The sequence below is a fragment of the Bradyrhizobium sp. Rc3b genome (assembly GCF_900114915.1).
Classification (GTDB): Bacteria; Pseudomonadota; Alphaproteobacteria; order Rhizobiales; family Xanthobacteraceae; genus Bradyrhizobium.
The window spans coordinates 159,665-186,277 of record NZ_FOUS01000008.1 but is presented as its reverse complement, the minus strand read 5'-3'; the positions used below and the strand labels follow the sequence as shown (position 1 = coordinate 186,277).

Annotated in this window: 27 protein-coding genes and 1 pseudogene; 10 read left to right on the top strand and 18 right to left on the bottom strand. The window is 64.8% G+C overall.

Annotated features, from left to right (window positions below; translation table 11 throughout):
• Nucleotides 1-77: 77 nt before the first annotated feature.
• From BM190_RS20175 to BM190_RS20155, 5 genes are all read left to right on the top strand, one after another.
• The gene (locus BM190_RS20175; protein WP_092258116.1) at nt 78-1,004 is read left to right on the top strand and encodes an alpha/beta fold hydrolase; all 927 of its coding nucleotides are present in this window, start codon (nt 78-80) and stop codon (nt 1,002-1,004) included.
• On the top strand, nt 1,001-1,603 hold the full coding sequence (locus tag BM190_RS20170) for a hypothetical protein (RefSeq protein ID WP_092258113.1): 603 nt from the start codon (nt 1,001-1,003) through the stop codon (nt 1,601-1,603). The genes BM190_RS20175 and BM190_RS20170 overlap by 4 nt, the downstream gene beginning before the upstream one ends.
• Nucleotides 1,604-1,702: 99 nt before the next feature.
• On the top strand, nt 1,703-2,350 hold the full coding sequence (locus tag BM190_RS20165; protein ID WP_092258621.1) for a CoA transferase subunit A: 648 nt from the start codon (nt 1,703-1,705) through the stop codon (nt 2,348-2,350).
• A gap of 4 nt (nt 2,351-2,354) precedes the next feature.
• A complete protein-coding gene (locus tag BM190_RS20160) occupies nt 2,355-3,005 on the top strand; it encodes a 3-oxoacid CoA-transferase subunit B (RefSeq protein ID WP_092258110.1) in 651 nt (216 codons plus the stop codon).
• 11 nt (nt 3,006-3,016) lie between these two features.
• Entirely contained in the window at nt 3,017-3,475 is a 459-nt protein-coding gene (locus tag BM190_RS20155) for a MaoC family dehydratase (RefSeq protein WP_092258106.1), read from the top strand.
• Here BM190_RS20155 and BM190_RS20150 read toward each other — a convergent pair.
• Nucleotides 3,461-3,640 (bottom strand): annotated as a pseudogene (locus tag BM190_RS20150) (SDR family oxidoreductase); the annotation flags it as partial. The gene BM190_RS20155 and the pseudogene BM190_RS20150 sit on opposite strands and share 15 nt — an antisense overlap.
• Nucleotides 3,641-3,730: 90 nt before the next feature.
• The gene (locus BM190_RS20145; RefSeq protein ID WP_092258103.1) at nt 3,731-4,822 is read right to left on the bottom strand and encodes an AI-2E family transporter; all 1,092 of its coding nucleotides are present in this window, start codon (nt 4,820-4,822) and stop codon (nt 3,731-3,733) included.
• Nucleotides 4,823-4,982: 160 nt separating this feature from the next.
• Here BM190_RS20145 and BM190_RS20140 point away from each other — a divergent pair, with 160 nt between their 5' ends.
• Entirely contained in the window at nt 4,983-5,504 is a 522-nt protein-coding gene (locus BM190_RS20140; RefSeq protein WP_092258100.1) for a GNAT family N-acetyltransferase, read from the top strand.
• Between the two features lie 176 nt (nt 5,505-5,680).
• Here BM190_RS20140 and BM190_RS20135 read toward each other — a convergent pair whose 3' ends face one another.
• The 14 genes from BM190_RS20135 to pncA form a co-directional block, all read right to left on the bottom strand.
• Nucleotides 5,681-6,004 (bottom strand): hypothetical protein, encoded by a 324-nt coding sequence (locus BM190_RS20135; RefSeq protein WP_091963737.1) that lies wholly within the window; start codon nt 6,002-6,004, stop codon nt 5,681-5,683.
• Between the two features lie 241 nt (nt 6,005-6,245).
• Nucleotides 6,246-6,563, bottom strand: coding sequence for a hypothetical protein (locus BM190_RS20130; protein ID WP_018318026.1), 318 nt, complete (start codon nt 6,561-6,563; stop codon nt 6,246-6,248).
• 389 nt (nt 6,564-6,952) lie between these two features.
• Nucleotides 6,953-8,803, bottom strand: a complete 1,851-nt coding sequence (ilvD, locus tag BM190_RS20125; protein WP_092258097.1) for a dihydroxy-acid dehydratase — start codon at nt 8,801-8,803, stop codon at nt 6,953-6,955.
• Between the two features lie 200 nt (nt 8,804-9,003).
• The gene (locus BM190_RS20120) at nt 9,004-9,864 is read right to left on the bottom strand and encodes an ABC transporter permease (RefSeq protein ID WP_092258094.1); all 861 of its coding nucleotides are present in this window, start codon (nt 9,862-9,864) and stop codon (nt 9,004-9,006) included.
• Complete coding sequence (locus BM190_RS20115; RefSeq protein WP_177237173.1) at nt 9,861-10,790, bottom strand: ABC transporter permease; 930 nt, start codon at nt 10,788-10,790, stop codon at nt 9,861-9,863. Before BM190_RS20115 ends, BM190_RS20120 begins: the two co-directional genes overlap by 4 nt.
• Nucleotides 10,790-11,776, bottom strand: a complete 987-nt coding sequence (locus BM190_RS20110) for an ABC transporter ATP-binding protein (RefSeq protein ID WP_092258088.1) — start codon at nt 11,774-11,776, stop codon at nt 10,790-10,792. The genes BM190_RS20115 and BM190_RS20110 overlap by 1 nt, the downstream gene beginning before the upstream one ends.
• On the bottom strand, nt 11,773-12,756 hold the full coding sequence (locus BM190_RS20105; RefSeq protein ID WP_092258085.1) for an ABC transporter ATP-binding protein: 984 nt from the start codon (nt 12,754-12,756) through the stop codon (nt 11,773-11,775). The genes BM190_RS20110 and BM190_RS20105 overlap by 4 nt, the downstream gene beginning before the upstream one ends.
• A 1-nt stretch (nt 12,757) precedes the next feature.
• Complete coding sequence (locus BM190_RS20100) at nt 12,758-14,395, bottom strand: ABC transporter substrate-binding protein (RefSeq protein ID WP_018318020.1); 1,638 nt, start codon at nt 14,393-14,395, stop codon at nt 12,758-12,760.
• Between the two features lie 23 nt (nt 14,396-14,418).
• Complete coding sequence (locus BM190_RS20095; RefSeq protein ID WP_018318019.1) at nt 14,419-15,234, bottom strand: sugar phosphate isomerase/epimerase family protein; 816 nt, start codon at nt 15,232-15,234, stop codon at nt 14,419-14,421.
• A gap of 450 nt (nt 15,235-15,684) precedes the next feature.
• Nucleotides 15,685-16,890, bottom strand: coding sequence for a DUF1236 domain-containing protein (locus BM190_RS20090; RefSeq protein WP_244550682.1), 1,206 nt, complete (start codon nt 16,888-16,890; stop codon nt 15,685-15,687).
• 133 nt (nt 16,891-17,023) lie between these two features.
• A complete protein-coding gene (locus BM190_RS20085) occupies nt 17,024-17,404 on the bottom strand; it encodes a GrlR family regulatory protein (RefSeq protein ID WP_244550681.1) in 381 nt (126 codons plus the stop codon).
• Nucleotides 17,405-17,436: 32 nt separating this feature from the next.
• Entirely contained in the window at nt 17,437-19,470 is a 2,034-nt protein-coding gene (locus BM190_RS20080) for an NAD(+) synthase (protein WP_092258077.1), read from the bottom strand.
• A gap of 172 nt (nt 19,471-19,642) precedes the next feature.
• Nucleotides 19,643-20,758: an alpha/beta fold hydrolase gene (locus tag BM190_RS20075; protein WP_092258619.1), complete on the bottom strand. Its 1,116-nt coding sequence runs from the start codon at nt 20,756-20,758 to the stop codon at nt 19,643-19,645.
• Between the two features lie 16 nt (nt 20,759-20,774).
• The gene (pncA, locus tag BM190_RS20070) at nt 20,775-21,413 is read right to left on the bottom strand and encodes a bifunctional nicotinamidase/pyrazinamidase (protein ID WP_092258074.1); all 639 of its coding nucleotides are present in this window, start codon (nt 21,411-21,413) and stop codon (nt 20,775-20,777) included.
• Nucleotides 21,414-21,660: 247 nt separating this feature from the next.
• Here pncA and glk point away from each other — a divergent pair, with 247 nt between their 5' ends.
• The 3 genes from glk (at nt 21,661) to BM190_RS40535 (ending at nt 23,317) form a co-directional block, all read left to right on the top strand.
• Nucleotides 21,661-22,662 carry a glucokinase gene (gene glk, locus BM190_RS20065; protein ID WP_092258615.1) on the top strand — a complete coding sequence of 334 codons (1,002 nt, stop codon included), beginning with the start codon at nt 21,661-21,663 and terminating at the stop codon, nt 22,660-22,662.
• Between the two features lie 152 nt (nt 22,663-22,814).
• Nucleotides 22,815-23,018, top strand: a complete 204-nt coding sequence (locus BM190_RS20060; RefSeq protein ID WP_018318012.1) for a hypothetical protein — start codon at nt 22,815-22,817, stop codon at nt 23,016-23,018.
• A gap of 143 nt (nt 23,019-23,161) precedes the next feature.
• Complete coding sequence (locus tag BM190_RS40535; protein WP_018318011.1) at nt 23,162-23,317, top strand: hypothetical protein; 156 nt, start codon at nt 23,162-23,164, stop codon at nt 23,315-23,317.
• Between the two features lie 134 nt (nt 23,318-23,451).
• Here the strand turns inward: BM190_RS40535 and BM190_RS20055 are convergent, their stop codons facing one another.
• Complete coding sequence (locus BM190_RS20055) at nt 23,452-23,829, bottom strand: response regulator (RefSeq protein ID WP_018318010.1); 378 nt, start codon at nt 23,827-23,829, stop codon at nt 23,452-23,454.
• Between the two features lie 111 nt (nt 23,830-23,940).
• Nucleotides 23,941-24,738 (bottom strand): Spy/CpxP family protein refolding chaperone, encoded by a 798-nt coding sequence (locus BM190_RS20050; RefSeq protein WP_092258070.1) that lies wholly within the window; start codon nt 24,736-24,738, stop codon nt 23,941-23,943.
• 468 nt (nt 24,739-25,206) lie between these two features.
• Here BM190_RS20050 and BM190_RS20045 point away from each other — a divergent pair, with 468 nt between their 5' ends.
• A complete protein-coding gene (locus BM190_RS20045) occupies nt 25,207-26,547 on the top strand; it encodes an ABC transporter substrate-binding protein (protein ID WP_018318008.1) in 1,341 nt (446 codons plus the stop codon).
• Nucleotides 26,548-26,613: the final 66 nt, after the last annotated feature.

Below are 26,613 nucleotides of genomic sequence, written 5' to 3'. Positions count from 1 at the left end.
GGATCTTTGATCTAGCTCAACGGAATCCGCTCGCGACAGTTGAGCATCGTAGCCAGCGATGTCGGTAGTCTTGTGCGATGCCCTTTCTCAATCACGGCTCGTATCGAATACGCTACGAGCTCGATGGGCCGGCGAGAGCGCCGGCCTATGTTTTCGTCAATGGACTGACACAATATTCCGAGCTATGGGGCGCCTATCGCGAGGCGCTGCTGACACGAGGCTTTCGCGTGGCAACCTTCGATCTCCTCGGTCAAGGGGTCTCCGACAAGCCGACGCTCTTTATCAGTCAGGACGACCAGGTTGCCGCGCTGAGGCGTCTGATTGAAGCGCTTGGCGAGGGGCCGGTCTTCCTGAGCGGCATCAGCTTCGGCGGCCTGATCGCGCTCCGCTATGCGATCGAGCATGGGCAGCGGCTGTCCGGACTTGTACCAATGAGCTGCTTCGCCGAGCTGACGCCGCAGCTTTTGCTTCTCGGCAACGCCCTCCGGACCGGCCTGATCCTGGGAGGAACAGGCTATCTCCAGGATCTACTGCTGCCTATGAACCTCTCCGACCAGTGGTTGAAGCCATTGTTGGACAAGCTCGACAGCGTCAAGCGCCAAGGCTGGCTGGTGAACGATGTCTATGCGCTTCAAAATCTGATGGAGTCCTTTCTCGACTTCCAACCGCTAACGCCCCACCTGTCAGCGATCTCGGCTCCGACCATGATCCTCAATGGTGAGTTCGATTTTCTGACCCCGCGTCATCTGCACGAGACCCTGCGGGTTGAGATTCCGAACAGCTCGCTAGTGATCATTCCCAAGGCGTATCACGCTTTCACACTGGAAAAAGGTGCGCTGACGGCCGATCTTCTCGCGCGCTTTGCCGACGATGTGCTGGGCGGCCGCTGGCAAGGCAATCAAGCTGTATGGATAGCGCCCGAGGAGCCCGGCGGCGAGCTGACACCGTTCCCTGACGGTTACGATCACCTGCGCGCTATCCCGGTCAAGCGAGCGCTGGCATGAGCGGATTCCTGGGTCCGCTCGAGCTGGACGGCCGCGTTCCACCGGGCCAGCAGACGCGGATCGCAGCATTCCTGATCTCGGCGCATGGCGCCCTCGCCCGGCAATTCGCCTTCACGCTGCCTGTAAGGCTCGACGCGGCGTGGCAGACCGAATTGAACGCACAGTTCTATCGCGAGACGGAGATCGTTTCGCTGCTGATGCGCGCAACTTCCTGGACCCCGGATTTTGCCTTGGGATACATGGTTGCGCCCTGGGAGACCGCCTGGCTGCCCGCCCCGATCGACGGAATCCCGGACCCTCGTCTCGCCCAGGCGGTTCACCTTGCAACGCTTGCCCATGCCGTGCATGCGGGCATCCGACCGGCCGCGCTGCTCCCGATCGAGGCCAATGTGCAGGATCCCTTTGTCTCGGCGCTGCGACGGATCGAGTTCGAGAGCAGCCGGCTGCTGCAATCCCAGATTCTGTTCCTCAAGGGCACGGACCTTGCGCCGCATCGGGATGCGGTGAGTGCTGCCCTCGAACAACGTCATGCCGCCGTTCGCAAGCTCTGGCGCGAGGTACTAGGGAGCATCGGTATCGACGCAGCAGGATCGGAATGAGCGGAAGCCTTGACGCAGATCAAAGGACGAGAGGCACCGGGCGCCAACATCCGCCTACTGCCGCCTTCTGCCATCGTGGGCCGATCCCGGAGTTCAATGATGAAGGCCATTTCCATCGAAGAAGCCGTCGCAATGATTCCGGCGGGCGCCAGCGTTATGGTGGGTGGCTTCATGGGAGTCGGGACGCCGGAGCGCCTGCTCGACGAAGTCGTGCGCCAGAACAAGACCGGCCTGACCTTGATCTCGAACGACGCGGCGACGCCCGGCAAGGGCGTCGGCAAGTTGTTTGATCAGGCATTGGTGTCGAAGCTGACCGCAACACATATCGGCCTCAATCCAAAAGCGCAGCAGCAGATGTTGGCGAGCCAGATTTCGGTCGATCTCGTCCCGCAAGGGACCTTCGTCGAGCGCATCCGCGCCGGCGGATGCGGTCTCGGCGGTGTGCTGACGCCCACGGGCGTCGGGACGCTGGTCGCCGAAGGCAAGCGTCAGATCGAGATCGACGGCAAGCCATTCCTGCTGGAAACGGCGCTGCGCGCCCAGTTCGCCCTCGTCCACGCCTTCCTCGCCGATTATCTCGGCAACCTCGCCTACGCGCTCACCTCGCGCAATTTCAACCCGGTCATGGCGATGGCGGCCGACACCGTCATCGTGACGGCCGAGCATATCGTGCCCGTTGGCGTGATTGCGCCCGATCACGTCGTCACCCCCGCGCCGCTCGTCGACTATCTCATCACCAACGGGTGACATCATGGATCCCCAGATCATCATCGCCCGGCGAGTCGCCAAGGAGCTGAAGACGGGCAATCTTGTCAATCTCGGCATCGGCATTCCGACCCTGGTCGCAAACTACGTGCCATCAGATCTGAAGGTATTCTTCCAGTCGGAGAATGGGCTGATTGGCACAGGGCCGATTCCCGAGCAAGGCATGGCTCATCCGACGCTCACCGACGCCGGCGGGCGTCCCATCAGCGCGTTGCCGGGTGCCTCAACCTTCGACAGTGCGATGTCCTTCGGACTGATCCGCGGCGGTCATGTCGATGTCACGGTGCTCGGCGGGCTTCAGGTCGACGCGCATGGCCATCTCGCCAACTGGATGATCCCCGGTAAGATGGTGCCGGGCATGGGCGGCGCCATGGATCTCGTCAGCGGTGCCAAGCGCGTCATCGTCGCCATGCAGCACGCGGCCAAGGGTAAGTCGAAGATCGTGGCAAAATGCTCGCTGCCGTTGACCTCGGCGCGGCCCGTCCACCTTGTCGTGACCGACATGGCCGTGATCGGCTTCCCTGGTGGCAGGGCGACCCTCTTGGAAACGGCGCCCGGCATCAGTGTCGGAGAGGTCATGGCCGTCACCGAGGCCGAACTGGCCATTCCTGACAGCGTCCTGGAAATGAGACTTTGAGCAGAGCGATCATGCGCATATTCAGCGACTTCAACGAGATCAAATCCGCTATCGGCACCGAGATCGGCGCCAGCGACTGGATCGAGATCACCCAGCCACGCATCAATCAGTTCGCCGAGGCGACCTGCGACGAACAATGGATCCATGTGGATCAGGAACGTGCCAGCAAGGAGATGCCGGGCGGCAAAACCATCGCTCATGGCCTGCTGTCACTTGCCCTGGCGCCGCTGTTCATCCGCTCTGTCATCGGCCTGAAGGGCCTTCGCAACACGCTGAACTACGGCGCTGACCGGATCAGGTACCTCGCCCCCGTGCCGGCGGGCTCAAGACTGCGCGGCCGCGTCACGGTCGCCGAAGCCGAGGACGTGCCGCCGGACGGACTGCGCGTGAATTATCATCTCGTGATCGAGATCAAGGGCGGCAAGAAGCCCGCCTGCGTCGCCGAGCTGATCGCCCTGCACTATCGCTGAGAACGACATGTATGACCAGCAAGACACGTCCATCGTCTTCAGAAGGCCGTCGCGGTCGACATCAACGACGCGCCCGTGCAGAGCCTCCTTGGGCGCAAAGGCGATGGAATGAACCAAGAAATCGAGCCGTCCCCACTACGACTCGATGCGCTCGAACACGGCTTCATCGGGGAGCTTCAGATTTTCAATAGCCATGTTCGACCTCGTCGTCGTGCAAGGCATTCAAGCAGCGCCGCCATCGCTGAGACGTTTAAGTCAACGGTCAGCGACAAGCTGCGCAGGCGGCACGGCCCGGTCGATGCGGATCCAGGCCGCTGCGAGTTCCCAGGCGACCGAGAGAATGATCGGTCCGATGAACAGACCGATGATCCCATGCGCGAGCGTGCCACCGATCACTCCGATCAGGATGACGAGCGCCGGCGTGGAGAGGCCCCGTCCCATGACCAGCGGCTTCAGGATGTTGTCGAGGAGACCGACGATGACGAGAAATACGGTCAGGAGCAGCGCCGTGGTGACGTCCTTGTCCATCCAGATCCAGATGACGACCGGAATGAGGACGATCCCCGCACCGAGCTGCACGATCGACAGCAGCAGAACAATGACGGCGAGCAGCCCCGCGCTCGGGATGAGCGCCAGCTTGAATCCGATGCCGGCGAGCAGCGCCTGGATAATGGCGACGCCGATGACGCCCTGCGACACCGCCCGGATGGTCCCAGCCGCCAGCTCGAGGAAATGTTCGCTCTGTTCCGGCACGATGCGGAACAGGAAACCGCGGATTGCGCTGACGAGCTGCGGACCATATGGAAAGAGAAATCCGGCGACCAGCACCGACATCAGGAACTGCAGGGTGCCAAGGCCGGCGCTGCCTGCGAATGACAGCATCATGCCGGCAATCGGCTTCAGATATGGCGCAACCTCGCGCACGGCCGCGCGGATGTTGGTGTAGGCCTGATTCCAGAGATCGTAGAGCTGCGGCCCAACCAGCGGCCAGTCCTTGATCCGCTCCGGCGCCGCCTGCAGCACGAGATCGCCGCTGCCGAGTTGCCCTGCGAGCTCCCTGACGCCCTCAACCGCACTGAGGCCGAGCCAGGCCGCCGGACCGATAACGATGCCGAGCATGGTGAAGGTGAGGAGCACCGCCGCTGTCCGCGGGCGGCCGCCCAAACATTTCGCGAGCCAGTTGAAGACCGGATAGAACGCCACGGCAAGTACCGCGCTCCAGGTCAGGATCGGCACGAAGGGACGGATGATCAGGAGCGTCCACAGGATCAGCAGTGCAAGCAAGCCGAGCCGGATCACGAGCTGAACGACGTCGCTGGTGGAAAAAAGTTGGCGAAGTGTCTTCAAGGTCTGAGGCCCGCGCCCGGCTGATTGGCTCCATGCGGAAAGCCTAGCGGCCGGACCGGGACTGCAGGCTTGATCCAAATCAACCGGCAAAGGGCTGAAGGCGGCCTGATGAGACGGGTGCCGTGGTCACGTAGCGGCTCAACAATTGCGACGCGAACGCATGTCGAATGCAGCAAATTACGCGCGAAACGAACAGCTCCGCGACAGAACGGCCGTGGAGATCCGTGCTCTCCGGCCAGATGACGAGGCCGCCATGCTGGCCGCGGTTGGCGAGGTGGGCACACAGTCCCTCCAGCGCCGCTTCTTCATGCTAAAACGTCATTTCTCCGAGAAGGAGCGCGCCTTTTTCGTCGATGTTGACTTCAAGGACCACGTTGCGCTGGTCGCGTGCGTGGCGAATGCAGGTCGGAGCACCATCGTGGGCGGCGCGCGATATGTCGCAGCCGGGCCCGGCTGCGCCGAGACGGCCTTCATGGTGATCGACGCCTGGCAAGGACGCGGCATCGGCGGACTGCTGCTGCGCCACCTAATCAGCCTTGCCCGCGAAGCCAGGCTTAAGGAACTGACCGCGGAGGTGCTGCCGGACAACGCTGCGATGCTCAGGGTGCTCGGCAGATTTGGGTTCGAACGCGCAGAACGCCGCGAACCTCACACAGTCCATATGGTATTGACGCTGACCTGATAGAATCTCTCGGACGACGCCTCAAGCTCCGCGCAAAGCACTGCCGCCCTCTGGTACATGTAGCTCGGCAACAAGGGCTTACCGGTTCAAAGATCCGCTCCCTTTACACCGCGCAAAAGAAAACGCGGCGCCCGGTGAGGAGCGCCGCGCGAATGTTCTTCGTGACTGCCTTTCGCTCAGTACCCGCAGGACGCGCATCCCATCTGCACCGGGGCGTAATAGGAATACCCTGGCGAGACCATCTGGACGCGTTGGCGCGTGGCGTATTGCGGGGGGATGCGCTCGTACTGGACGCTCGGCGGCGCAACCATCACGGTCTGCGGGACCATCACGGTGCGGTACTGCGCGGGCGTGCGATGCGCGACGACGGAGCCCGGGGAGACCATCACGGTCTCGTCGACGGTGCGGTATTGCGGCGCGACGTATTGCTGCTGATAGCAGGTCTGGCACGGCGGCGGTGCGTAGCAATTGTAACAGCCGGCGGAGGCTGCGCCCGTCATGGAAATCGCGGCGACGGCGGTCGAGAAAACAACAGCGAGAGTACGCGACATTGCGGTGGTGCCCCAATTGCCCAAAATGGATTTGCGAAGGTCGCGGGAGTATACGCCGCAAAACCCTGCTCTGCCGAACTTCGTCGGGGCATCCTTAATGCGAACGGCCGATCGCAGCCGACCGGTAAGAACTCATTGACCACGCGCATTAACGCGAAAGCGCTCATCCGCCTCCGTCAAGGTCGAGCTATCAGTGCCTCGCCGCTCTTTCCAGAAACTCCAGCAGCGAGGGATCAGTTTCTTCGAATTCGACAAAGCGGCGGCGCAGCTCGTCCGCTATTTCTGCGGTGGCATCTCGTGACCATCCTTCCGCGGTGTTGAAGGCCACGACACGTGCCGGATGGAGATATTGCCCCTCGACAAGATGTCTGAGCAGGGTCGCCCGATTGGCATCCTCCTCGGCAGTTTCGCACCAGGCGCGGCCGAGCCGCCGGCCAAAATCATCGAGCACGAGGTAGACGTCCCGGTCTGTCGTCATGGGCGGCACGAGCGATGGAGATTGACTCATGGCTTACTCCGCTACTGGCATCCGCACCGTCGCGGAGGATACGGCGACCGCCCGGCCGGATTCGGAAAAATGGATTTCGGGTTATTTTTCTTAGGATTGCACGATTAAATAAAAAAACAAACAAAATTAATAAAAATTAAATAGCAAAACGCGCACAAATACACTAAATTCACAGGGCCTGGCGGGCGAGCCCGCACGTCGGGTGCCCACTTCGCAAAGCGGCTCTCGCCTCCACCCCCAATAGCCCACACCCCAGGAGGCGGGGGCCGTTCCTTTGCGACCCCCCGTCCCGGCTTCATTTGTGTGTCCTGCAAAACCCATCTGCGCGCTCGCGGGGGGACCGCGAGCGCTTCGGAGGAATCGACTCCCGTCTGTGGCGGGTCGAGGCGTTATTTCGGACGACGCTTGACCTCGCGCACGGCACCGCGCGCGGCGCTGGTGGTGAGCGCGGCGTAAGCCTGCAGCGCGGTCGAGACATTGCGCTTGCGCGCAGCCGGCTGCCAGGCGGCATCGCCCTTCGCCTCTTCCGCGGCGCGGCGCTTGGCGAGCTCCTCGTCGGAGACCTCGAGGCTGATGCTGCGGTTCGGGATGTCGATGGCGATGCGATCGCCGGTGCGCACCAGGCCGATGTTGCCGCCTTCGGCGGCTTCCGGCGACAGATGGCCGATCGACAGGCCCGAAGAGCCGCCGGAGAAGCGGCCGTCGGTGACGAGCGCGCAGGCTTTGCCGAGGCCCATCGATTTCAGGTAGCTCGTGGGATAGAGCATCTCCTGCATGCCGGGGCCCCCGCGCGGGCCTTCGTAGATGATGACCACGATCTCGCCGGCGACGACCTTGCCGCCAAGGATGCCTTCAACGGCCGCATCCTGGCTTTCGAACACGCGCGCGGGGCCTGAGAATTTCAGGATCGAGGCATCGACGCCGGCGGTCTTCACGATGCAGCCGTCCTGCGCGAGGTTGCCGTAGAGCACGGCGAGGCCGCCATCCTTGCTGAAGGCGTGCTCGAGATCACGCACCACGCCCTTCTCGCGATCGGCGTCGAGCTCGTCGTAGCGGCGCTCCTGGCTGAAGGCGATTTGGGTCGGAATGCCGCCGGGCGAAGCGCGGAAGAAGGTGCGGACCGCCTCGCTCTTGGAGCGCTTGATGTCCCAGCGCTCCAGCGCGTCGTTCATGGTCGGCGCATGCACGGTCGAGACCGAGGTGTCGATCAGGCCGGCGCGGTCGAGCTCGCCCAGAATGCCCATGATGCCGCCGGCACGATGCACGTCCTCGACATGCACGTCGGCGACCGACGGGGCGACCTTGCACAGCACGGGCACGCGGCGGGAAAGCCGGTCGATGTCCTTCATGGTGAACTCCACCTGCCCTTCATGGGCGGCGGCGAGCAGATGCAGCACGGTGTTGGTCGAGCCACCCATGGCGATGTCGAGCGTCATCGCGTTCTCGAACGCCTTGAAGTTGGCGACGTTGCGCGGCAGCACGGATGCGTCGTCCTGCTCGTAATAGCGGCGCACGAGATCGACGATGGTGTGGCCGGCCTCGACGAACAGGCGCTTGCGGTCGGCATGGGTTGCCACCACCGTGCCGTTGCCGGGCAGCGCCAGGCCCAGCGCCTCGGTCAGGCAGTTCATGGAGTTGGCGGTGAACATGCCCGAGCAGGAGCCGCAGGTCGGGCACGCCGAGCGCTCGATCACCTTGACGTCGTCGTCGCTGACCTTGCTATCGGCCGCGGCCACCATGGCGTCGATGAGGTCGACGGCCTTGGTCTTGCCCTGCAGCTTGACCTTGCCGGCCTCCATCGGCCCGCCCGAGACGAACACGACGGGGATGTTGAGCCGCAGCGCGGCCATCAGCATGCCGGGGGTGATCTTGTCGCAATTGGAGATGCAGACCAGGCCGTCGGCGCAGTGCGCGTTGGCCATGTACTCGACGCTATCGGCGATCAGCTCGCGCGACGGCAGGCTGTAAAGCATGCCGTCATGGCCCATAGCGATGCCGTCGTCGACCGCGATGGTGTTGAACTCCTTGGCCACGCCACCGGCCTGCTCGATCTCGCGCGCGACGAGCTGGCCGAGATCCTTGAGATGGACGTGGCCGGGCACGAATTGGGTGAAGGAATTGACGACCGCGATGATCGGCTTGCCGAAATCGGCGTCCTTCATGCCGGTCGCGCGCCAGAGGCCGCGGGCACCCGCCATGTTACGGCCGTGGGTGGTGGTGCGGGAGCGATAGGCTGGCATGGCGGTTTCCGTCCTCGGTTTGACCGGCCGGGCGGGAAAATGTGGTGCCGCCTCAGGCCTTTGTGGCCGGATAGCGCACGCGGGGAACGCGCGCAACGGGAACTTGGGGCGGACAGGGCTCCCCTGCTTCCGGCGCGGGCTCTGTTGGCGGGTAGCCCGGACGGAGCGCGCAGCGCAATCCGGGGGCTACGGGACGGCCCCTATTGCAGGGTCGGATCGAGCCGGTCGCGCAGCCAGTCCCCGATCACCGAAACCGCCAGGGTGGTGACCACGATCGTGGTCGCCGGCGCCAGCATGATCCAGGGCGCCCGGGTCAGATATTCGCGGCCGTAACCGACCATGTTGCCGAGGCTGGTCATCGGCGGCTGCACGCCAAGGCCAAGGAAGGATAGGCCCGACTCCATCAGGATCACCTCGGGGAAGACCAGCGTGGTCGAGACGATCAGGGTCGAGGCGATGTTGGGCAGGATGTGCCGAAGGTAAATCCGGGGCGGCGTCGCGCCTAACTGGCGGACCGCGGCGGCGTAGCCTTGCGCATTGGCCGAGATGGCAAGGCCCCGCGCGATGCGGGCATAGCGCTCCCAGCCGAATAGTCCCATCAGGCCGATCAGCAGCGGCAGCGAATTGCCGAAGAAGGCGAGCACCGCGAGCGCCATGATCAGGAAGGGCATGCTGGCCTGGAAGTCGGTCAGCATCAACACGAGCTGCTCTACGGCTCCGCGGAAATGCGCGGCGAGGAAGCCGAGCGTGGTGCCGACCACCGCCGAGATGGCGGTGGCGCCGAAGGCAATCAGCAGCGAGATCCGGATGGAGACGAGCAGCCGCGACAGCACGTCCCGGCCGAGCTCGTCGGTGCCGAGCCAGTGCGCGGCATTGCCGGGCGCGGCCAAGCGGTTACGCAAATCGAGCTGAGTGTAGCCGTAGGGCGCGATCTTCTCGGCGAAGGCTGCAATGACCAGCATCGCGACAATCCAGGCGACCGCGAGCGCGACCGAGATTGGGATCGCCGGCAGGCGGATGCGACGGCGGACGGTGGTGTCCTTCAGCGTCGCGTCGGTCATGCGTGGGCTCCTTTGGCGCGCAACCGCGGATCAAGGAAGCCGTAGAGGAAGTCGACAATGAGGTTGGATGTGACCATGGTCATCGCCACAAGAAGCAGGATGCATTGCACGACGGCGAGGTCGCGATTGGCAACCGCAACAACGAGAAGCCGCCCTACTCCCGGCCAGGCAAATACACTCTCGACCACCACCGCGCCCGCGATCAGCGTGCCCACCATGAAGCCCAGAATGGTGACGGTCGGAATCGCCGCGTTCGGCAGCGCATGCGACGTCACCACCCTGCGCCACGGCACGCCCTTGGCCGACGCGGTGCGGATATAGGGCTGACCCAGCACCTCCAGCATCGCGCTGCGGGTGAAGCGTGCCAGCACCGCGGCACCGCCGAGGCTGAGCGTCGCGATAGGCAGGATCGCGTGGCGCCAACTGTCCTGCCCGCCCGAGGGCAGCCAGCCGAGCTGCACGGCGAAAACCAGTACCAGCAGCAGCGCCAGCACGAAGCTCGGCACGGTGAAGCCGGCCACCGCCGTCATCATCACGGCGCGGTCGATCGCGGAGCCCCGATGCAGCGCGGCATAGATGCCGGCGGGAATGCCGAGCGCGACCTTGAAGGCGAAGGCCGGCAAGGTCAGCGCCAGCGTCGCCGGAATCCGCTCCAGCACCAGCTCGATCGCGGGTCGGCCGTCACGCATGGAGCGGCCGAGCTCGCCCTTGGCGATGGCACCGAAGTAATCGAGATACTGAAACCAGATGGGATCATCGAGGCCCCAGGCCTTGCGGAACGCCGCGAGCACCTCGGGCGGCGCTTCCGGTCCCAAAATCATCAGCGCGGGATCGCCGGAGAGACGCAGCACCACGAAGGCGAAGGTGACGACGAGCACGATCGTCAGCGCCGCACGTCCAATGCGAATGGCGAAGTAGTGTCCCATCACGCGGCGTCCCGAGTCTCGGCGCCGGTGACGAGATGGCAGGCGACCTGCCTGTTGCCGCCGACGGCCGCGAGTGCCGGCACCTCGCGCGCGCAGCGTGCGATCGCGCGCGGGCAGCGCGGATGGAAGGCGCAGCCTTGCGGTCGCGCGGCCGGGTTTGGCGGATCGCCCGCGAGCACGATGCGGCCGGCGCTGCGGCGGCCTGGCGCGGGCGAAGCCGAGACCAGCGCCTGGGTATAGGGATGCTCGGGCCGCGCGAACAGATCGTCGGCGCTGCCGATCTCGACGATGCGGCCGAGATACATCACGGCGACGACATTGCTGATCTGCCTGACGACGCGCAGATCGTGGCTGATGAACAGCAAGGTGAGCGAGAGCTGGGCCTGGAGATCGCAAAGCAGGTTCACCACCTGCGCCTGGATCGAGACGTCGAGCGCGCTGACCGGCTCGTCGCAGACCAGGAAATCGGGCTTCGTGGCGAGCGCCCGCGCCAGCACGATGCGCTGGCGCTGGCCGCCGGACAGTGCGCCCGGATAACGCGCGCCATGCGCCGGGGTGAGCTCGACGGCGCGCAGCAATTCGCGGACGCGCTCCTCGCGCGCGTCGGGCGTGCCGAGCCCGTGAATGTCGAGCGGCTCGCGGATTTGCGCGGCGACCGGCAAGCGCCGGTCCAGTGCGCCGAGCGGGTCCTGGAAGATCATTTGCATGCGGGCGCGTTGCGCACGCCATGCGGCCGTGCCCGGCGCAGCCATCGGCTTGCCGTCGAACCTCACCTCGCCGCTATCGGGCGGCTCCAGGCCGAGCACGATGCGTCCGGTGGTGGACTTGCCCGAGCCGGACTCGCCGACGAGGCCGAGCGTCTCGCCTTTGGGAATGGTCAGCGACACGCCATCGACGGCACGGACCGCCGTGCTGCGGCCGAACATGCCGGAGCGCATCGAATAACTGCGGGAGATTTCGGACACCTCGACGAGCGGCGGGCTCATTCGGCGGCGATCCCGAGCAGCGCGCGGCGCGAAGCTTCGGCGCGGATGCAGGCGACAGCGCGGCCGTCCGCGATCGGCGCCAAGGTCGGCGCGGCACGGCTACACGGCTCGGACGCCAGCGTACAGCGCGGCGCGAAGGCGCAGCCATCAGGCATTTTCGCGGGATCGGGCACGGTGCCGGGAATGGCGGTGAGACGGCGGCGTGGTCCGTCGAGCGGCGGCAGCGCGCCGATCAGGCCCTGGGCATAGGGGTGCACGGGATCGGCGAACAGCTGGTTGCTGGGGGCCTGCTCGACGATGCGGCCGGCATACATCACGGCGACACGGTCGCAATTCTCCGCGACGACGCCGAGATCGTGGCTGATCAGCACCATCGCCATGCCGAGCTCGCGGCGGACCGTCGAGAGCAGCTCCAGGATCTGGGCCTGAATGGTGGCATCGAGCGCGGTGGTCGGCTCATCCGCGATGAGGAGGTCCGGATTTCCGGCGAGCGCCATCGCGATCATGATGCGCTGGACCTGGCCGCCGGAGAATTCGTGCGGATAGGCCTCTAATCGCCGGCCCGCATCGGGAATGCCGACGAGATCGAGCAGCCGCCGCGCTTCCGCCTTCACGGCGTTGCCTTGGAGATCCCGATGCAGCGACAGCGCTTCGCAGAGCTGCCTGCGGATGGTCAAGACCGGGTTGAGGGCGCTCGCCGGATCCTGGAAGATCATGGCGACGCGCCCGCCCCTGACCTGGTCGAGCTCGGCGGCCGGCGCGCCCAGGATCTCCCGTCCGTCGAGCCGCACCGAGCCCGAGACCTTGGCATGCCGCGGCAGCAGCCCGAGCGCGGCAAGCCACGTCACCGACTTGCCCGATCCGGACTCGCCGACGAGGCCGAGAGCCTCGCCCTTGCCGATAGCGAGATCGACACCGCGCAGGACCGGCACGCCGCTGAAGGCGACGCTCAGGCCTGCAATGCTGACCAGCGGCGTCACCTCAGGCCTCGAAATTGCCGGCGCGGAAATCCATCGCGAACGCCGGTGACGCCTTCCACTTGATCGACTTCGGTTTGGCCGTGAACGTCGCGTTCTGGTGCAGCACCGTGTAGGCGGGGTCTTCGCGCTCGGCGATCTCCAGCATGCGGCGGAACGCCTTCTTGCGGGCGGCACGGTCGGTCGAGGTTTCCAGGAACTCCGAGAGCTTGTTCAGCTCGACATTGGTCCATTCACCGATCTGCTGTTGCTGGCCGTTCGGACCGTGCTGGGCGACCAGCGAGGACACGGGATCGTTGAAGGCGGCCGAGTTCGACCAGTCGCGCACGGCACGGGCCGACCCGCGCTCCATGATCTGCGACCAGTTCTCCTTGGTCTCGATCTGGACGTTGAGGCCGACCGACTTCCACATCTCGACCAGCACCTGCGCGGTCGCGACCTGGTTGGTGTAGTAATTGTTGAGCAGGCGATACGGAATCGGATCGCCCTTGTAATTGGCCTGCTTGAGCAGATCCTGCGCGAGCTTCGGATCGTAGGCCGGCACGCTCCAGTCGGCGTTGAACATGTCGCCGTAGAATTCCCACTGCAGCCCCTTCGGCACACGGGTGCGGCCGGCCCACAGGCTGTCGACGATGGCCTGGCGGTCGATCGCGTGGGTGAAGGCGCGCCGCACCAAGGGATTGGCGAGCTGGGCGTGGTTCTTGTCGAACACGGTCAGGCGGTGGTTGAGGATGGTGCCGCCCTGCACTTCGAACGCGGCGTTCTTCTCGATGCCGGCGATCTGGTCCGGCGGGATATCGCAGGCGAACTGGTATTCGCCCGAGAGCAGTCCGTTGATGCGGCTCGCGACTTCGGGCACTTCGAGGAAGCGGATGCGCTTGAGCGGCGGACGGCCGCCCCAATATTCGTCATGCGCTTCGAGGGTCAGCGACACGTCGGGCTTGAGCTCGACGACCCTGTAGGGACCGGTCGTGACCGGCTTGCGCGCCCAGTCGAGATAGCTCGCGGATTCGTCCCAGGCGCGGCGGTTCATGATGTCGGAGCCGTAGCGCGACAGCCGGCCTTCGATCGTGACGTCGGGCGTCGCGTTGTAGAAGCGCACGGTGTATTTATCGACGGCGTCGACGCGCACGAGATCCGGCCAGATGCGGCGGGCAACGGCCGGCACGTCCGGCGGCAATTCCTTGCCCGGACGCGGCGTCGGGATCTTCTCGAAGGCCTGGATGGTCGAGCGGCTCTTGGCCTCGGTCTCGCCGAACATGCGCTCGCGGCTGAAGGTGAAGACGACGTCCTCTGCGGTCATCTCGTCGCCGTTGTGGAATTTGACGCCCTGACGCAGCTTTACCTCGACGGTCTGGTCGTCGATGCGGCGCCACTCGGTGGCAAGGCCGGGCACGGCCTCGAGGTTGCCGCGCCAGTTCTTGGAGATCAGGCCTTCCCAGATCGAGGAGAAGAACACGCGCTCGCCGACATTGGACTGCTCGCGCAGCACGTCGAGCACGTTCGCATTCGTCACCTTCTGCACGGCGATCGTCACCGACGGACGGTTGTCGCCCTGCGCGATGGCAAAACGCGGCAGCAGCAACGTGCTTGCGGCGGCGCCGCCGGTCTTCAGGATGGTGCGACGGGTGAATTTGCTCATGGCGGTAGCCCCAGATGATGCGGTTATTCGGCAAGACCGAGCGCGGCGAGATGGGCTGCGCCGGCGCGGACGTCGTCGTGGTTGCGGAGTTCGAGGATCAGCCGCGGATTGGAAGTCAGCCGTCCCAGCGCGCGGAACACGGCGACCCAGGGGATGTTGCCTTCGCCCGGCGCCCAGTGCCGGTCGGCAAAGCCGTCGGTGTCCTGCAGATGCACATGGGTCAGCATGTCGCCGGCGGTCTCGACGTAATAGTCGACCGGCGGCGCACCGGTGGAGATGTGGGCGTAGTTGGCATGCCCGGTGTCGAGCGAGACGCGGACCTTGGCACTTTCGAGCGCCCTGGCGAGACGGACGCGGTCGCGCGGATCCTTGTCCTCGATGTTCTCGATGACGATCTCGCAGCCGATGGTTTCGGCGCGCGCGATCACCTCGGCGAGCGTCGCCTTGACGCGTTCGACCAGATTGCCGCGATTGTCAGGATAGAGATCGAGATTGTTGTGATCCCAGGTCGTGAACGGCGAATGGATCACCATCTGCGTCGCGCCGAGGAACTCGGCGGCATCGAGGCCCTGAAGCAGGCGCTTGGTCACGGCCTGGCGGATCATGGGATCGTGGCTGTCGATCTTGAAGCCCCAGAACGGGCCGTGGATGCCGAGCCGGCCGGTATGGCCCGCCAGCATCTGCTTGATCTCGCCGGCGGTGCTGCGCCAATCGCTGTCGAGGAGATCGGCGCGGAAGAAATCCTGGATTTCGAGATCGCGCTGCCGGTCGAGAAGCCAGTCGCGATGCGCGGGGATCGATTTGATGGACAATGCGGCGCCCAGCACCGGCTTCGACATGGCTTGCTCCTTCGCCGTCAGCGATGACGGGAGCAGCGCTAGACCAGTTCAATGACAGGCCCGTGAAATCGAGGCTCAGCGGCGCCGAGGAGGTGTGGACATTCTGCCGATCGCGTTGCTGCGGATCATGCAACTGCGATCAGACCACCGGTGCAGAACGGGCACATGGCAAGCGGTATCTATGCCCGTAGTGATCCGGAATGGAATCCTATCGCGATGTCACGTACATCGCGTGCATCGATCGGCGGCCACTTCCACGGGCATCACCCTCTGATCGCGCTACATGGGGTTGGGGGACCACATGAGGCGGGGGATTGAAGGCTGGGGCAAGGTGACGAGGTCCGGACTCCTAGGCACTCCGGACCTCGAAACTTTCAGATTGAACGCAGCAACGCGCCGTCCGGTTGGGGCAACCGGGCGGCGCGTTGTCGTTTCAGAATCGTCTTTCGATCAGCGTGTCTGCGGCTCGATCGTCACCGTGCAGTCGCCCTGCCCTTGCGTCGCCACCACGATATTGCCGGCGGCCGCCCCAAGGGCGACCGGTGCGGACGAGCTGCCATCCGGCATCTGAACCGTCACGCTCAGCGAATCCGTGCGCGCGGTCGAGCCGACAGTTGCCGGCTCTGCCTGGGCGACATTGCCCGACGCATCACGCCGCATGACCTGACAGTTCACGCTGTTGCTCGTCGCGCCTCCGGCGGCTGCCATGTTCGACGAGGCCGCGCCGCCCATCTGCGCGCGGGCTCGCGACGGATCGCGCGGCACCTGGCTGACGATGCGATGCGTCCGTGGCTCCACGATGACGACGTCGTCATCGGTCGCGAAATACTCGTAATCCCGATATTGGGGCTCGATCGTGACGATCTCGGGCGGCAGCCGGTAGAGACGCACGCGCGGCGGGATCGTCTCGCCGATCCGGATCGAGATGTTCAGGTTGCGCTCCGGCTGCGCCAACCGCGCACGGCTCACCGTTTCAGACATCCGCACCTGCTTCTCGGTGGTCACGCTGGTCTGCTGACCAACCTGTGTGTTGGTCTGGGTGGTCTGATTGGCTTGATTGGTCTGCGTGCCGGAAGGCGCGGTTTGCGCATTGTTGGTCGGAGCCGCGCGGTTCGTGTCCGTCGCGGTGGCCGGCCGGTTGTTCTGTTGCGCCGGCTGTTGCTCGGCCGCATTGCGCGGAGGCTGGTTCTGCTCCTTCTGGTTGGCCGCGGCTCCCGTCCGCTCGTTCTGCTGGCCGGCCGGGCCGGTCTTGGACTTCTCGGTCTCGGCCGTTGATTTCTGCGGCGCGGACTTGTCCTGCTTCGTCTCGGCGCTGCTCTTGCCGGTCTCGCGACCTTGTTTCGCCGTGTCGGCTTCGCGGTTGCGATCTCGCGATGGCTCACGGGACTCCTGTGACTGCTCCTTCGCATTTGGCTGGCCGCGTTCGGCGGCGGTGCCCGGTCGTCCCTTCTCTTCGTCTGCACGGCGGCCGCCGCCCTTCTCCTCGCGGCCGGCTCCCTGCATTTTCTCTTGTGCGCCCTGGGCGCGATCTTGAACCCGTTCTTGAGCTGCACCACCGCGCTGGGGCGCGGCGCCTTTCGCCGGTTCCTCGGTCCGTTTTGGCTCGTCTCTGCGCTCACCGGGCGCCTGGGCGTAGGCAATGCCGGACGCGAGCATGAGCCCGACGGCCGCAGTCGATAACATCAAGTGTTGACGCATGGTCCCTCTCCTCGACAATTCGCAACAACAGACGCGAACGTTCTGTGGGTGCGAAGGTTCCTGAGCAGGAACGAGGGCCCATCACGCGGACTTACATCGCGTCCTTCAATGTGAGGCGGGCCGTGAATGTCACGGTGGTCTTGCCGACCAGCGCCATGCCTTCGACCTCGGCGCCGCCGGCCGAGTAGTCGCCCGAGAAGCCGCAGGTGACCTCCCTGCCTCCGAACGCAAGCGTCCTGCCGACCGCTTCGGTGTGCTGATTGACGATCATATCGCCCCGCCACTTGCCGTTCCGGAAGGTGTAGGTGCCGGTGTAGTAGAAATAGCTGTCGCCGCCCATGATGCGTCCGTCGCACAGCACGACGACGCCCCTCGCCTGCCCGCGCTTGCCGTCGCGCATCTCGATGTCGAAGATATAGAGGCCGTTGACGACCCTGGCCTCCTCCGCTTCCGCTCCATCCCCTGCCGACATCAGATCATCTCCCCAACGATCCGCCGTCCCGATCAGTTCGGCACGTTCCGCTCGAGATCCTCGAGCCATGCCGCCGCGCTCGAATCCGACGGCGCGCGCCAGTCGCCGCGGGGCGACAACGAGCCGCCCGCCGAGACCTTCGGACCGTTCGGCATCGCCGAGCGCTTGAATTGGCTGAAGGCGAAGAAGCGGCGCAGGAACACCTCGAGCCAGCGGCGGATGTCCTTGAGATCATAGGCCTTGCGCCGGTCGCGCGGGAACGCCGGCGGCCATTCGCCCTTGGCGGCATCGTTCCACGCGTGCTGCGCCATGAAGGCGATCTTGGACGGACGCATGCCGAACCGCAGCGTGTAGAACAGGTTGAAATCCTGCAGCTCGTAAGGGCCGACGGATGCTTCGGTGCTCTGCGGCTTCTCGCCGGGCTCGACCGGCACCAGCTCGGGCGAGATCTCGGCGATCAGGATCGAGCCAAGCGTCCGGTTGACGTCGTCGCTGAACTGCTTCGATGAGATCACCCAGCGGATCAGATGCTGGATCAGCGTCTTCGGCACGCCGGCATTGACGTTGTAATGTGCCATCTGGTCGCCGACGCCATAGGTGCACCAGCCGAGCGCGAGCTCGGAGAGATCGCCGGTTCCGATGACGATGCCGCCGTGATGGTTGGCGAGTCGGAACAGGTAGTCCGTGCGCAGTCCCGCTTGCACGTTCTCGAAGGTGACATCGTAGACCTTCTCGCCGTTGCCGAAGGGATGGCCGATGTCCTTCAGCATCTGCGTCGCCGTGGTGCGGATGTCGAGTTCCTGCCAACTCGTCTGCAACGCCTGCATCAGGGCCAGCGCGTGGGTCTTGCTTTCGCTGCCGGTGGCAAAACCGGGCATGGTGTAGGCCAGGATGTTCTCACGTGGCAGACCGAGCAGGTCGACCGCCTTGGCGGCGACGATCAACGCATGCGTGGAATCAAGCCCGCCCGACACGCCGATCACGACGCGCTTGGTGCCGGTGGCGCGCATGCGCTGCACGAGGCCGGCGACCTGGATGTTGTAGGCCTCGTAGCAATCCTGCTCGAGCAGGCTTTCGTCGCTCGGCACGAACGGAAAGCGCTCGACCTTGCGCAGGAAGCCGATATCGGCGGCCGGCGGCTTCAGCGCGAATGTCACCTTGCGGAAAAACGCCTCGCGCTGGCGGCGGTTGTCGTCGAACGTCCCCATCGAGGCACGTTCCTGCCTGAGCAGATCGAGATCGACGTCAGCCAGCGTGATCTGGCCGCCCTGGCGGAACCGCTCGCCCTCGGCCAGCAGCACGCCGTTCTCATAGATCGAGGTCTGGCCGTCCCAGGAAAGATCAGTGGTGGATTCCCCTGCCCCGGCAGCCGAATAGACGTACGCCGCGAGGCAGCGCGCCGACGTCGATTGGCACAACAACGCGCGCGAGCGCGCCCGGCCGATCGTGATCGGGCTCCCCGAGAGATTGATCAGCACGCTCGCGCCGGCAAGTGCGAGCTCCGAGGCCGGCGTCACCGGGATCCACATGTCCTCGCAGATCTCGACGCCGATTGTGAGGCCCGGAACGTCCTCGGCCGCAAACAAGAGGTCGACGCCGAACGGCGCATGCAGCCCGCCGAACGCGATCGTCTCCCCGGCGATGCCGGCGCCGGAGGCGAAATGCCGGCCTTCGTAGAATTCGCGGTAGGTCGGCAGGTAGGTCTTCGGCACCACGCCGAGGATGTTGCCGCGGTGAATGACGACGGCACAATTGTAGATGCGATGACCAAAGCGTAGCGGCGCCCCGACGATCAGCACCGTCATCAGTCCCGCGGAGGCCTCGACGAGGCCTACGAGGCCGCGCGCGACCGCATCGAGCAGCGGATCCTGCTTGACGAGGTCTTCGATCGCATAGCCGGACAGGCACAGCTCGGGAAACACCGCGACCGCCACCGACTGCTCATGGCAGGCATTGGCCGCCGCCAGCACGGCCTTGGCGTTGGCCGAGGGATCGGCGACATGGGACGTGGTGACACAGGCCGCCACGCGCGCAAATCCGTGGGCGTAGATCGAGTGGAAAGTCATCGAGCGCAGTACCCTTAATCTCTTCGCTGCCGCAGCCGTCGGCTCCAGTCCCTATGTAGCCCATCGACCCGGTCCCGTGCAGGCCATCCGCCGTCATGCATAACGGATTTGCGCCGCGGTCTGCCCGGCGCCGTCTGCCAAGCGCCATGGTCTGCCCGATACCTTGGCGAGCTCAGGCGCTGCGGGCCAGCACACCGGATAGATCGTCGCGCAGCCAGGCGGCGATCCGCGGCCAGGCATGCGCGTGGGTGCGCGCGCCCATGAACAGGCCGAGGTGATTGCTCGGCTCGGAAGCCGCCGCAATGAAGGCCGGCGCCGTGCCGAGGAGACCCGCAGTGGCGAGCGCCTGCGCAGCCGGCACGACCTCGTCGTCGAGCCCGGCCAGCAGGAAGACCGGCGCCTTGACGTCCCTCGGATCGACCGTGCGACCAAGAGCGACGAAACTGCCGCTAGCGATCTGGTTCTCCCGGAAAATCCGGTTGACGATCTCCAGGTAATATTTGCCCGGCAGATCGAGCGTCTCGGCGTTCCAGCGGTCGAACCGCGCGAGCAGCGCCGCGCCCTCCGCGTCCGACAGGTCTCTCTGCAACGCCGTTACGATATCATCGCGGTTCGGCGCCTTGGACCAGAAGCGCAGCATCTCCTCGCCGCGGACATTGCCGCCGCCGCGTACGACGAGCTGGTCGTAGACCATCTCGGGCGCGTTGCGGGTGAGCCGGCACAACGAGGACTCGATCGACAGATCCACGGGAGCGCCGACCAGCACCAGCCGCCGCACCTTGGCCGGAAAGCGCGACGCATAAAGCAGCGACAGCCAGCCGCCCTGGCACAAGCCGACCAGATCGACCGGCGCGCCGATCTCGTCGATGGCGACGTTGAGATCGCCGAGATAACTGTCGATCGAGAGATAGCGCATGTCCGGCGTCGCCGACCGCCAATCGGTGAGATAGACCCGGTCGATGCCGCCGGCTTGCAGCGACTGCACTACACTGTGGCCGGGGGCGAAATCGGCGATCAGGGCCCGATGCAGCGCATAGGGCGCGCAGACCAGCGCCAGCTGGCCGGACCGCGTCTGCGAGCAATCGCGCAGGCGCATGGTCGCGAGCTCGAGCGCGACGGTGCTCGGCGTCGTCCAGGGCAGAGTGCTGTCGCCCTGCTCCGCCGGACCGCGCTCCAGCCACCAGAAGCAGCTGTCCATCGCAAGGCGCGCCGCTGCAAACGGCCACAGCAGCGGGTCGTCTGGGGCAGCCCCCTGTGCGCCGCTCTGTTTGCCGGTCCGCTTCACCATGGCCATCTCACGATCGTCACAGGAACGCCTCGAGGCTCACGATGGAGATGCCGAGGTCGCGAAAACTCCGATGGGCCGCAGCGACCGAGCCGTCGAGATCGATGCCACGGCAGGCGTCCTCGATGACGGCGACCTCGAATCCTGCCTTGCGGGCATCCTCCGCCGAGAAGCGGACGCAGAAATCGAGCGCGAGGCCGACGACGAACACGGTCTTCAGCTCGCGTTCGCGCAAATATCCAAGCAGGCCCGTCGGCGTCCGCTTGTCGTTCTCGAACAGCGCCGAATAGGAATCGATGCCACGGCGAAAGCCCTTGCGCACCACGAGGCTCGCCCTGACGACGTCGAGATCGCGATGGAACTCCGCCCCGGAGGTACCCTGCACGCAGTGCGCCGGCCAGAGCACCTGAGTGCCGTATTCGAGCTCGATGGTCTGGAACGGCTGCTTGCCCGCATGGTTCGGCGCGAACGAGACGTGGTCGCGCGGATGCCAGTCCTGGGTCAGCACCACATTGGCGAATTTTTGGGCGATTCGGTTGATGGCAGGGACGACCTTCTCGCCGCCGGGAACGGCAAGCGCCCCGCCGGTGCAGAAATCGTTCTGCACGTCGATCGCCAGCAGCACGTCGCGGTCGGAAATCTTCATCGCCGGTCTCATTCGATGTGCCCGGCGCGCCGGCACCGGACAAGTCCTCTGAGTGTCGGCCTTCCCGCGCAGCTTCGCAACCGCCCGCGCCGTGCGAATTGGTCGCCAGACGGCCGCCATGATGCAACGGTTTGGCCTCGTCCGTGTTGACTAGGCGCACCCAAGGGCGGATTCTCGCACTGTCCGTGACTGCGCGGACCGGGTCGAAGGACTGGAGGACAGGGTTGTCGTGCCGCAAGGCGGCGGCGGCCACGAAGTCATGAATATCGGCAAGACAGGACAGATACTTCTCGCCGATATCGGCGGCACCAATGCGCGCTTCGCGCTGAGCCGGAGCGAATTGGGCCGCGGCGACCTCGGCAGCGGCGACCAGACCGGACCGATCGATTATGTGAAGGTCGCCGACTTCCCGACCGTCCGGGAAGCCATCGCGGACGTGCTGACGCGCCGATCAGGGGGCGAGCAGCCGCAAAGAGCCGTGCTGGCCGTGGCGGGCCCCGTCACCAACAACCGCTGCGTCATGACCAACAGTCCCTGGGTCATCGACGGCAACGAGCTGCAGCCGGCTCTCGGCTTCGACAGCGTCCATGTGCTCAACGATTTCGAGGTGGTGGCCTGGTCCCTGCCCGCCTTGCAGCCTGCGGATCTGATCCCGCTCGGCGGACAAAATGGCCTCGCCGGAGAGCCGTTGCTGGTGGTTGGCCCCGGAACCGGCTTTGGCGTCTCCTGTCTGGTCGAACGCCACGGCGCGCGCCTCGCCGTCGTCACCGAAGCAGGACATGCGACCCTGCCGGCGGAGAACGAGCGCGAGGAACGTGTGATTGCGTGCTTGCGCGGACGCCTTGGCCACGTCTCCATCGAGCGCGGCGCGCTCTCGGGTTCCGGGCTGCAAAACCTCTACGAGGCCTTGGCTGAGGTTGACGGCGCCCAGGTGCCGCATCGCGACGCTGCCGCCATCACCAAGGCCGCGATGGAAGGCACCTGTCCCGTCAGCCGCGCAACGCTGGAGATGTTTTGTGCCATCCTTGGCTCGGTCGCCGGCAATCTTGCGGTGACGTTCGGTGCCCGCGGCGGTGTCTATGTGGCCGGCGGAATCGTGCCGCGTTTCCCCGAGTTCCTTCTCGCCTCTGCGTTCCGGGCGCGCTTCGAAGCCAAGGGGCGCTTCCAGGACTATCTGCGCAACATTCCGACCAAGCTCGTGACGAAGCCAGACGCGAGCTTCGTCGGCCTGAAGATGTTCGCCGACTCAAATCCAAACTGAAGTTCGGTCGTCCTTCCTGGTCACGGTTCCATTAATGCACAGCTGATTGCCGCGCACGCGCGGTTCCATACATGAACGTGCTTGCCTGCGTGTTCCGGATGAGAAACAATCCTGCCGTGTGTTTGTGTGTGGCGTAGTTGCGGGGGCGTGACATGCGTAAGCAGGATTTTGGTTTCGACTACCACCGCTATCATCGCCTGCTGAGCGAGGCGGATGACGAAGACAAGCGGCTGGCGCTGATCGACCTTCTGATCGAGGAAAAGGCCCGAGACCGGCTGGCCGCCCAGCGCGCTTCCGACCGCGCGGCCATGACGGCCCACACCATTGCCAGGGTGCTGAAGAACGGCCGCAACTGAGACTTGCAATCCGGCCCGCCGCGCCGGAGAATTGCGGAATCCGATTGGGACTCCGTTAAGGATGTCCCCCAATCTGACGTCAAACTTTTTGCCCTAGGGTTCCCTCACCTGATGCAATTCAGGGTCAACAAGGGGGCAATGACATGAGCATGATTTCGATCGCCGCGATGCCGGCCGTCGTCGAAACGCGTTTCGCCGATTCGTCCTTCAAGACCATCTTGCTGTTCTGCTGCACGGGCCTGGTCGCCTCGTTCGGCCTGATGGCGTACGGCATCGACCTCGGCGCCGGCCTGATCTGAGACCACGACAAATCCTGCCGCCAAATGGCCGCCCCTGACGGGCGGCCATTTTCGTTGGGCTATCTCAGTGCGGCGTCTTCGCCGTCACGAGTGCGGCGTCTTCGCCGTCACCAGTGCGGCGCCTTCGCCTTCACTCAGTGCGGCGCTTTGGCCGGGGCTCCCGGAAACATGGAATCGATCATCGCCTTGAGCTGATCCATAGCGATCGGCTTGCGCAGGATCGGCCTGCGTCTGAGCAAGGACGGCAGCAATTCCGGACCGTACCCCGTGGCGAACATGAACGGCTTTCCGCGACGTTCGATCAGGTCGGCGACGGGATCGACGTAAAGGCCCATCAGGTTGATGTCGAGGATGGCCATATCGTATTGCGCGGTCATGGCGAACGCGCTGGCGTCCCGGACATTGTCCGCTTCCGCAACGACGTGGTGGCCGAGTTCCGTCACCATGTCGGCGATCATCATCCGGATCAACGCCTCGTCTTCGACCAGGAAAACGGAGAGTCCGTCCGCCATATCAACCCCGCAGTCAGCTTGCGAAGATAATCATACCTCAACTTTGGAGAGGATTCACGAATTCGTGGCCGGCTCCGTTAATTCAGACGCGCCCGATCCGATTCAACTTGATCAATCCAATCCGCGCTCGTGGCTCAGCCGCACCATCTCCTGAATGAAGACCTGCTTCTGCTTGTCATCGAGGCTCGAAAAGAGCGGCTCGGCGGCGTCGGCGACATTGCGCTGGTCGGCGGCGCGGTCGATCAGGAACTGCGCCTCGTTTCGCATCTGCTCGATAATGTCGTCGGGCGGATCCCGCTTGGCGCGCGCAACCCGCAAGTTGAGCCGCTCTGCACCATTATGCCCAAGGTAGTGCATTGCGCTCGAGAAGCCGTACCAGTGCTTCTCCTGATCAGCCGTAAGATTCAGCTGAGTCTTGATCCGCTCGATATAGGAATCGCTGTTGGCGACGATCTGCTCGGCGGTCTGCTGCGGCGCGCCAGTCTGGGTGAGGACGGTGACATCCTTATTGTCCTTGCCCTGCGGTGCGTTCTTGGCCTCCTTGCTCGCCTTGGCGCCCTTGCCTGCTTTGGCGCCCTTTGCGTCCTTGTCCTTGGCATCCTTGTCCTTGGCGGCGCCCTGCTGCTTGGCATCCTTGCCTGCATCCCTGGCGGCCGGGGCCTGATTGCCGTTGTTATTGCCGACGCCGAGCACGCCGGTGAAAACGCCGACCACGCCGCCGATTGCACCGCCGAGCACGCCACCGACGGGACCTGCCGCCTTGTTTCCGGCCGCCGCGCCGTCCTGAACGCCCTTGACCAGGCCTTGAGCATGGGCCACTGCGGCCGCACCGAGCAGCAGCGTAAGCACGGCCCCCAGTGCGAACCATCGCCGCATGTGAAGCCGCGCAGACGGCGCCGGGTTGATCATTCTCGTCTCCATCGTCGATCTGACTGGCGTGTTGGGGCGGAGTCACCCGCCAGCTGCAACTCTATCGTTTCCGCCGCTTCGCGGTCCAGACGCGGCCGAATGCTGTCCACGCCCGAAAAGTCTTTCGCGCGAAGCGGTTATGCAGGCTTATTCGAAACTGCGGCGTAATTGCGCACGGATCGTTCCAGGCCGGCTCTCGCGACGTGTGCGTCGCAAAACAAGCGATCGCAGCTCACCACCGGCACAGCGCTGCCGCGTTCGAGGACGCAACGTTAGTTCTAGGCGCGAGCCGTTCGGCTTTCTCGACAGACGCGGTCAATCATGATCTGATCGCGCTACCAATTTGCTGCGGCCTGCGTGAATTGTTCACCTGGGCCGACGGCATCAATAAGAAAATCCAACAACAAGAACTCGGAAAAGAAGTCTTAGAGGAAACTCCAACAACAAACACCCAGGCGAGGAAACGAGATGTCACGCAAGACACTGACGCGACGTCAATTTGTGGCTGCCACTGCAATGTCCTCCGCGGCGCTGATCACAGCGCCCTATGTCCGGGGCGCTTACGCCGCCGGCAAACTCTCGATCGGTTTCTGGGACCATTGGGTGCCGGGCGCCAACAAGGCCTCGACCGACCTCGTCAACGAATGGGCCGCGAAGGAGAAGGTCGAAGTCTCCATCGACTACATCACCAGCAACAACAAGAAGATCGAGCTGACCGCTGCGGCGGAAGCCCAGGCGAAGTCTGGTCATGACATCCTGCAGATGCCGAGCTGGTGGCCGCAGGCCTATGCCGAGAATCTCGAGCCGCTCAACGACGTCATGGAGCCGCTTCTCAAGCAGAACGGTGAGGTGAACGGCACGGTCAAATATCTCGGGCAGTCGGGCGGCAAATGGCTCGCAGTGCCCGCGACACCCGGCAGCCAGATCAAGGGTCCCTGCTCCCGCATTGACCTGATGAAGAAGCATGCCGGCATCGACGTGCAGGAGATGTACCCGGTCGGCGGCCCGCCCAAGGTCGAGAACTGGACCATGGAGACCTTCCTGAAGGCAGCCGAGGCTTGCCACAAGGCCGGCGTTCCGTTCGGCATCGGTCTCGGCGAGACCACCGACAGCGTGGACACCGCCGGCGCGATCTTCCAGTCGTTCGGCGCCGAGCTCGTCAACGCCAAGGGCGACATCACGGTGAAGACCGATCAGGTTCGCCAGGCCATGGAGTTCTACAAGAAGCTGATCGCCTTCCTGCCGCCGGATGCGCCGTCCTGGGACGACGCCTCCAACAACAAATGGCTGATCTCCGGCCGCGGCGCGATGATCCTCAATCCGCCGAGCGCCTGGGCCGTCGCCAAGCGCGATGCGCCGCAGGTTGCCGAGCAGTGCTGGACGCACGGATTCCCGTCCGGTCCGAAGGGCCGGTTTGCACCGTACCTGCCCTATTTCTGGGGTGTCTGGAGTTTTGGCAAGAACAAGGAGGCGGCCAAGAGCCTGCTCGTTCACATGTCCTCGCCATCGTCGATCGAGAAGTTCGTCGCGGTGAGCGGCGGCTACGACCTGCCGGCCTACGCCAACATGACCAAGCTCAAGACATGGGAAGAGGAAGGGCCGCCGAAGGGAACGCTCTTCCACTATCCCGACCCCTACAAGCATCAGACGCTGTCGATCGCGGCGTCCCCGGCACCGCCCAAGATCGCGCAGCAGATCTATTTCCAGGCGACGCTGACCAAGATGGCGCTGCGTTTTGCACGCGGCGAGACCATGGATCAGGCCCTCGCCTGGGCCGAGGGCGAGTGCGAAGGCTTCATGCGGAGCTAGGTGGGGTGTGCGGGGCGGTTCACGCCATCTGCGTGAGCCGCCTGCATCCCGTCATCGAATTCGCAT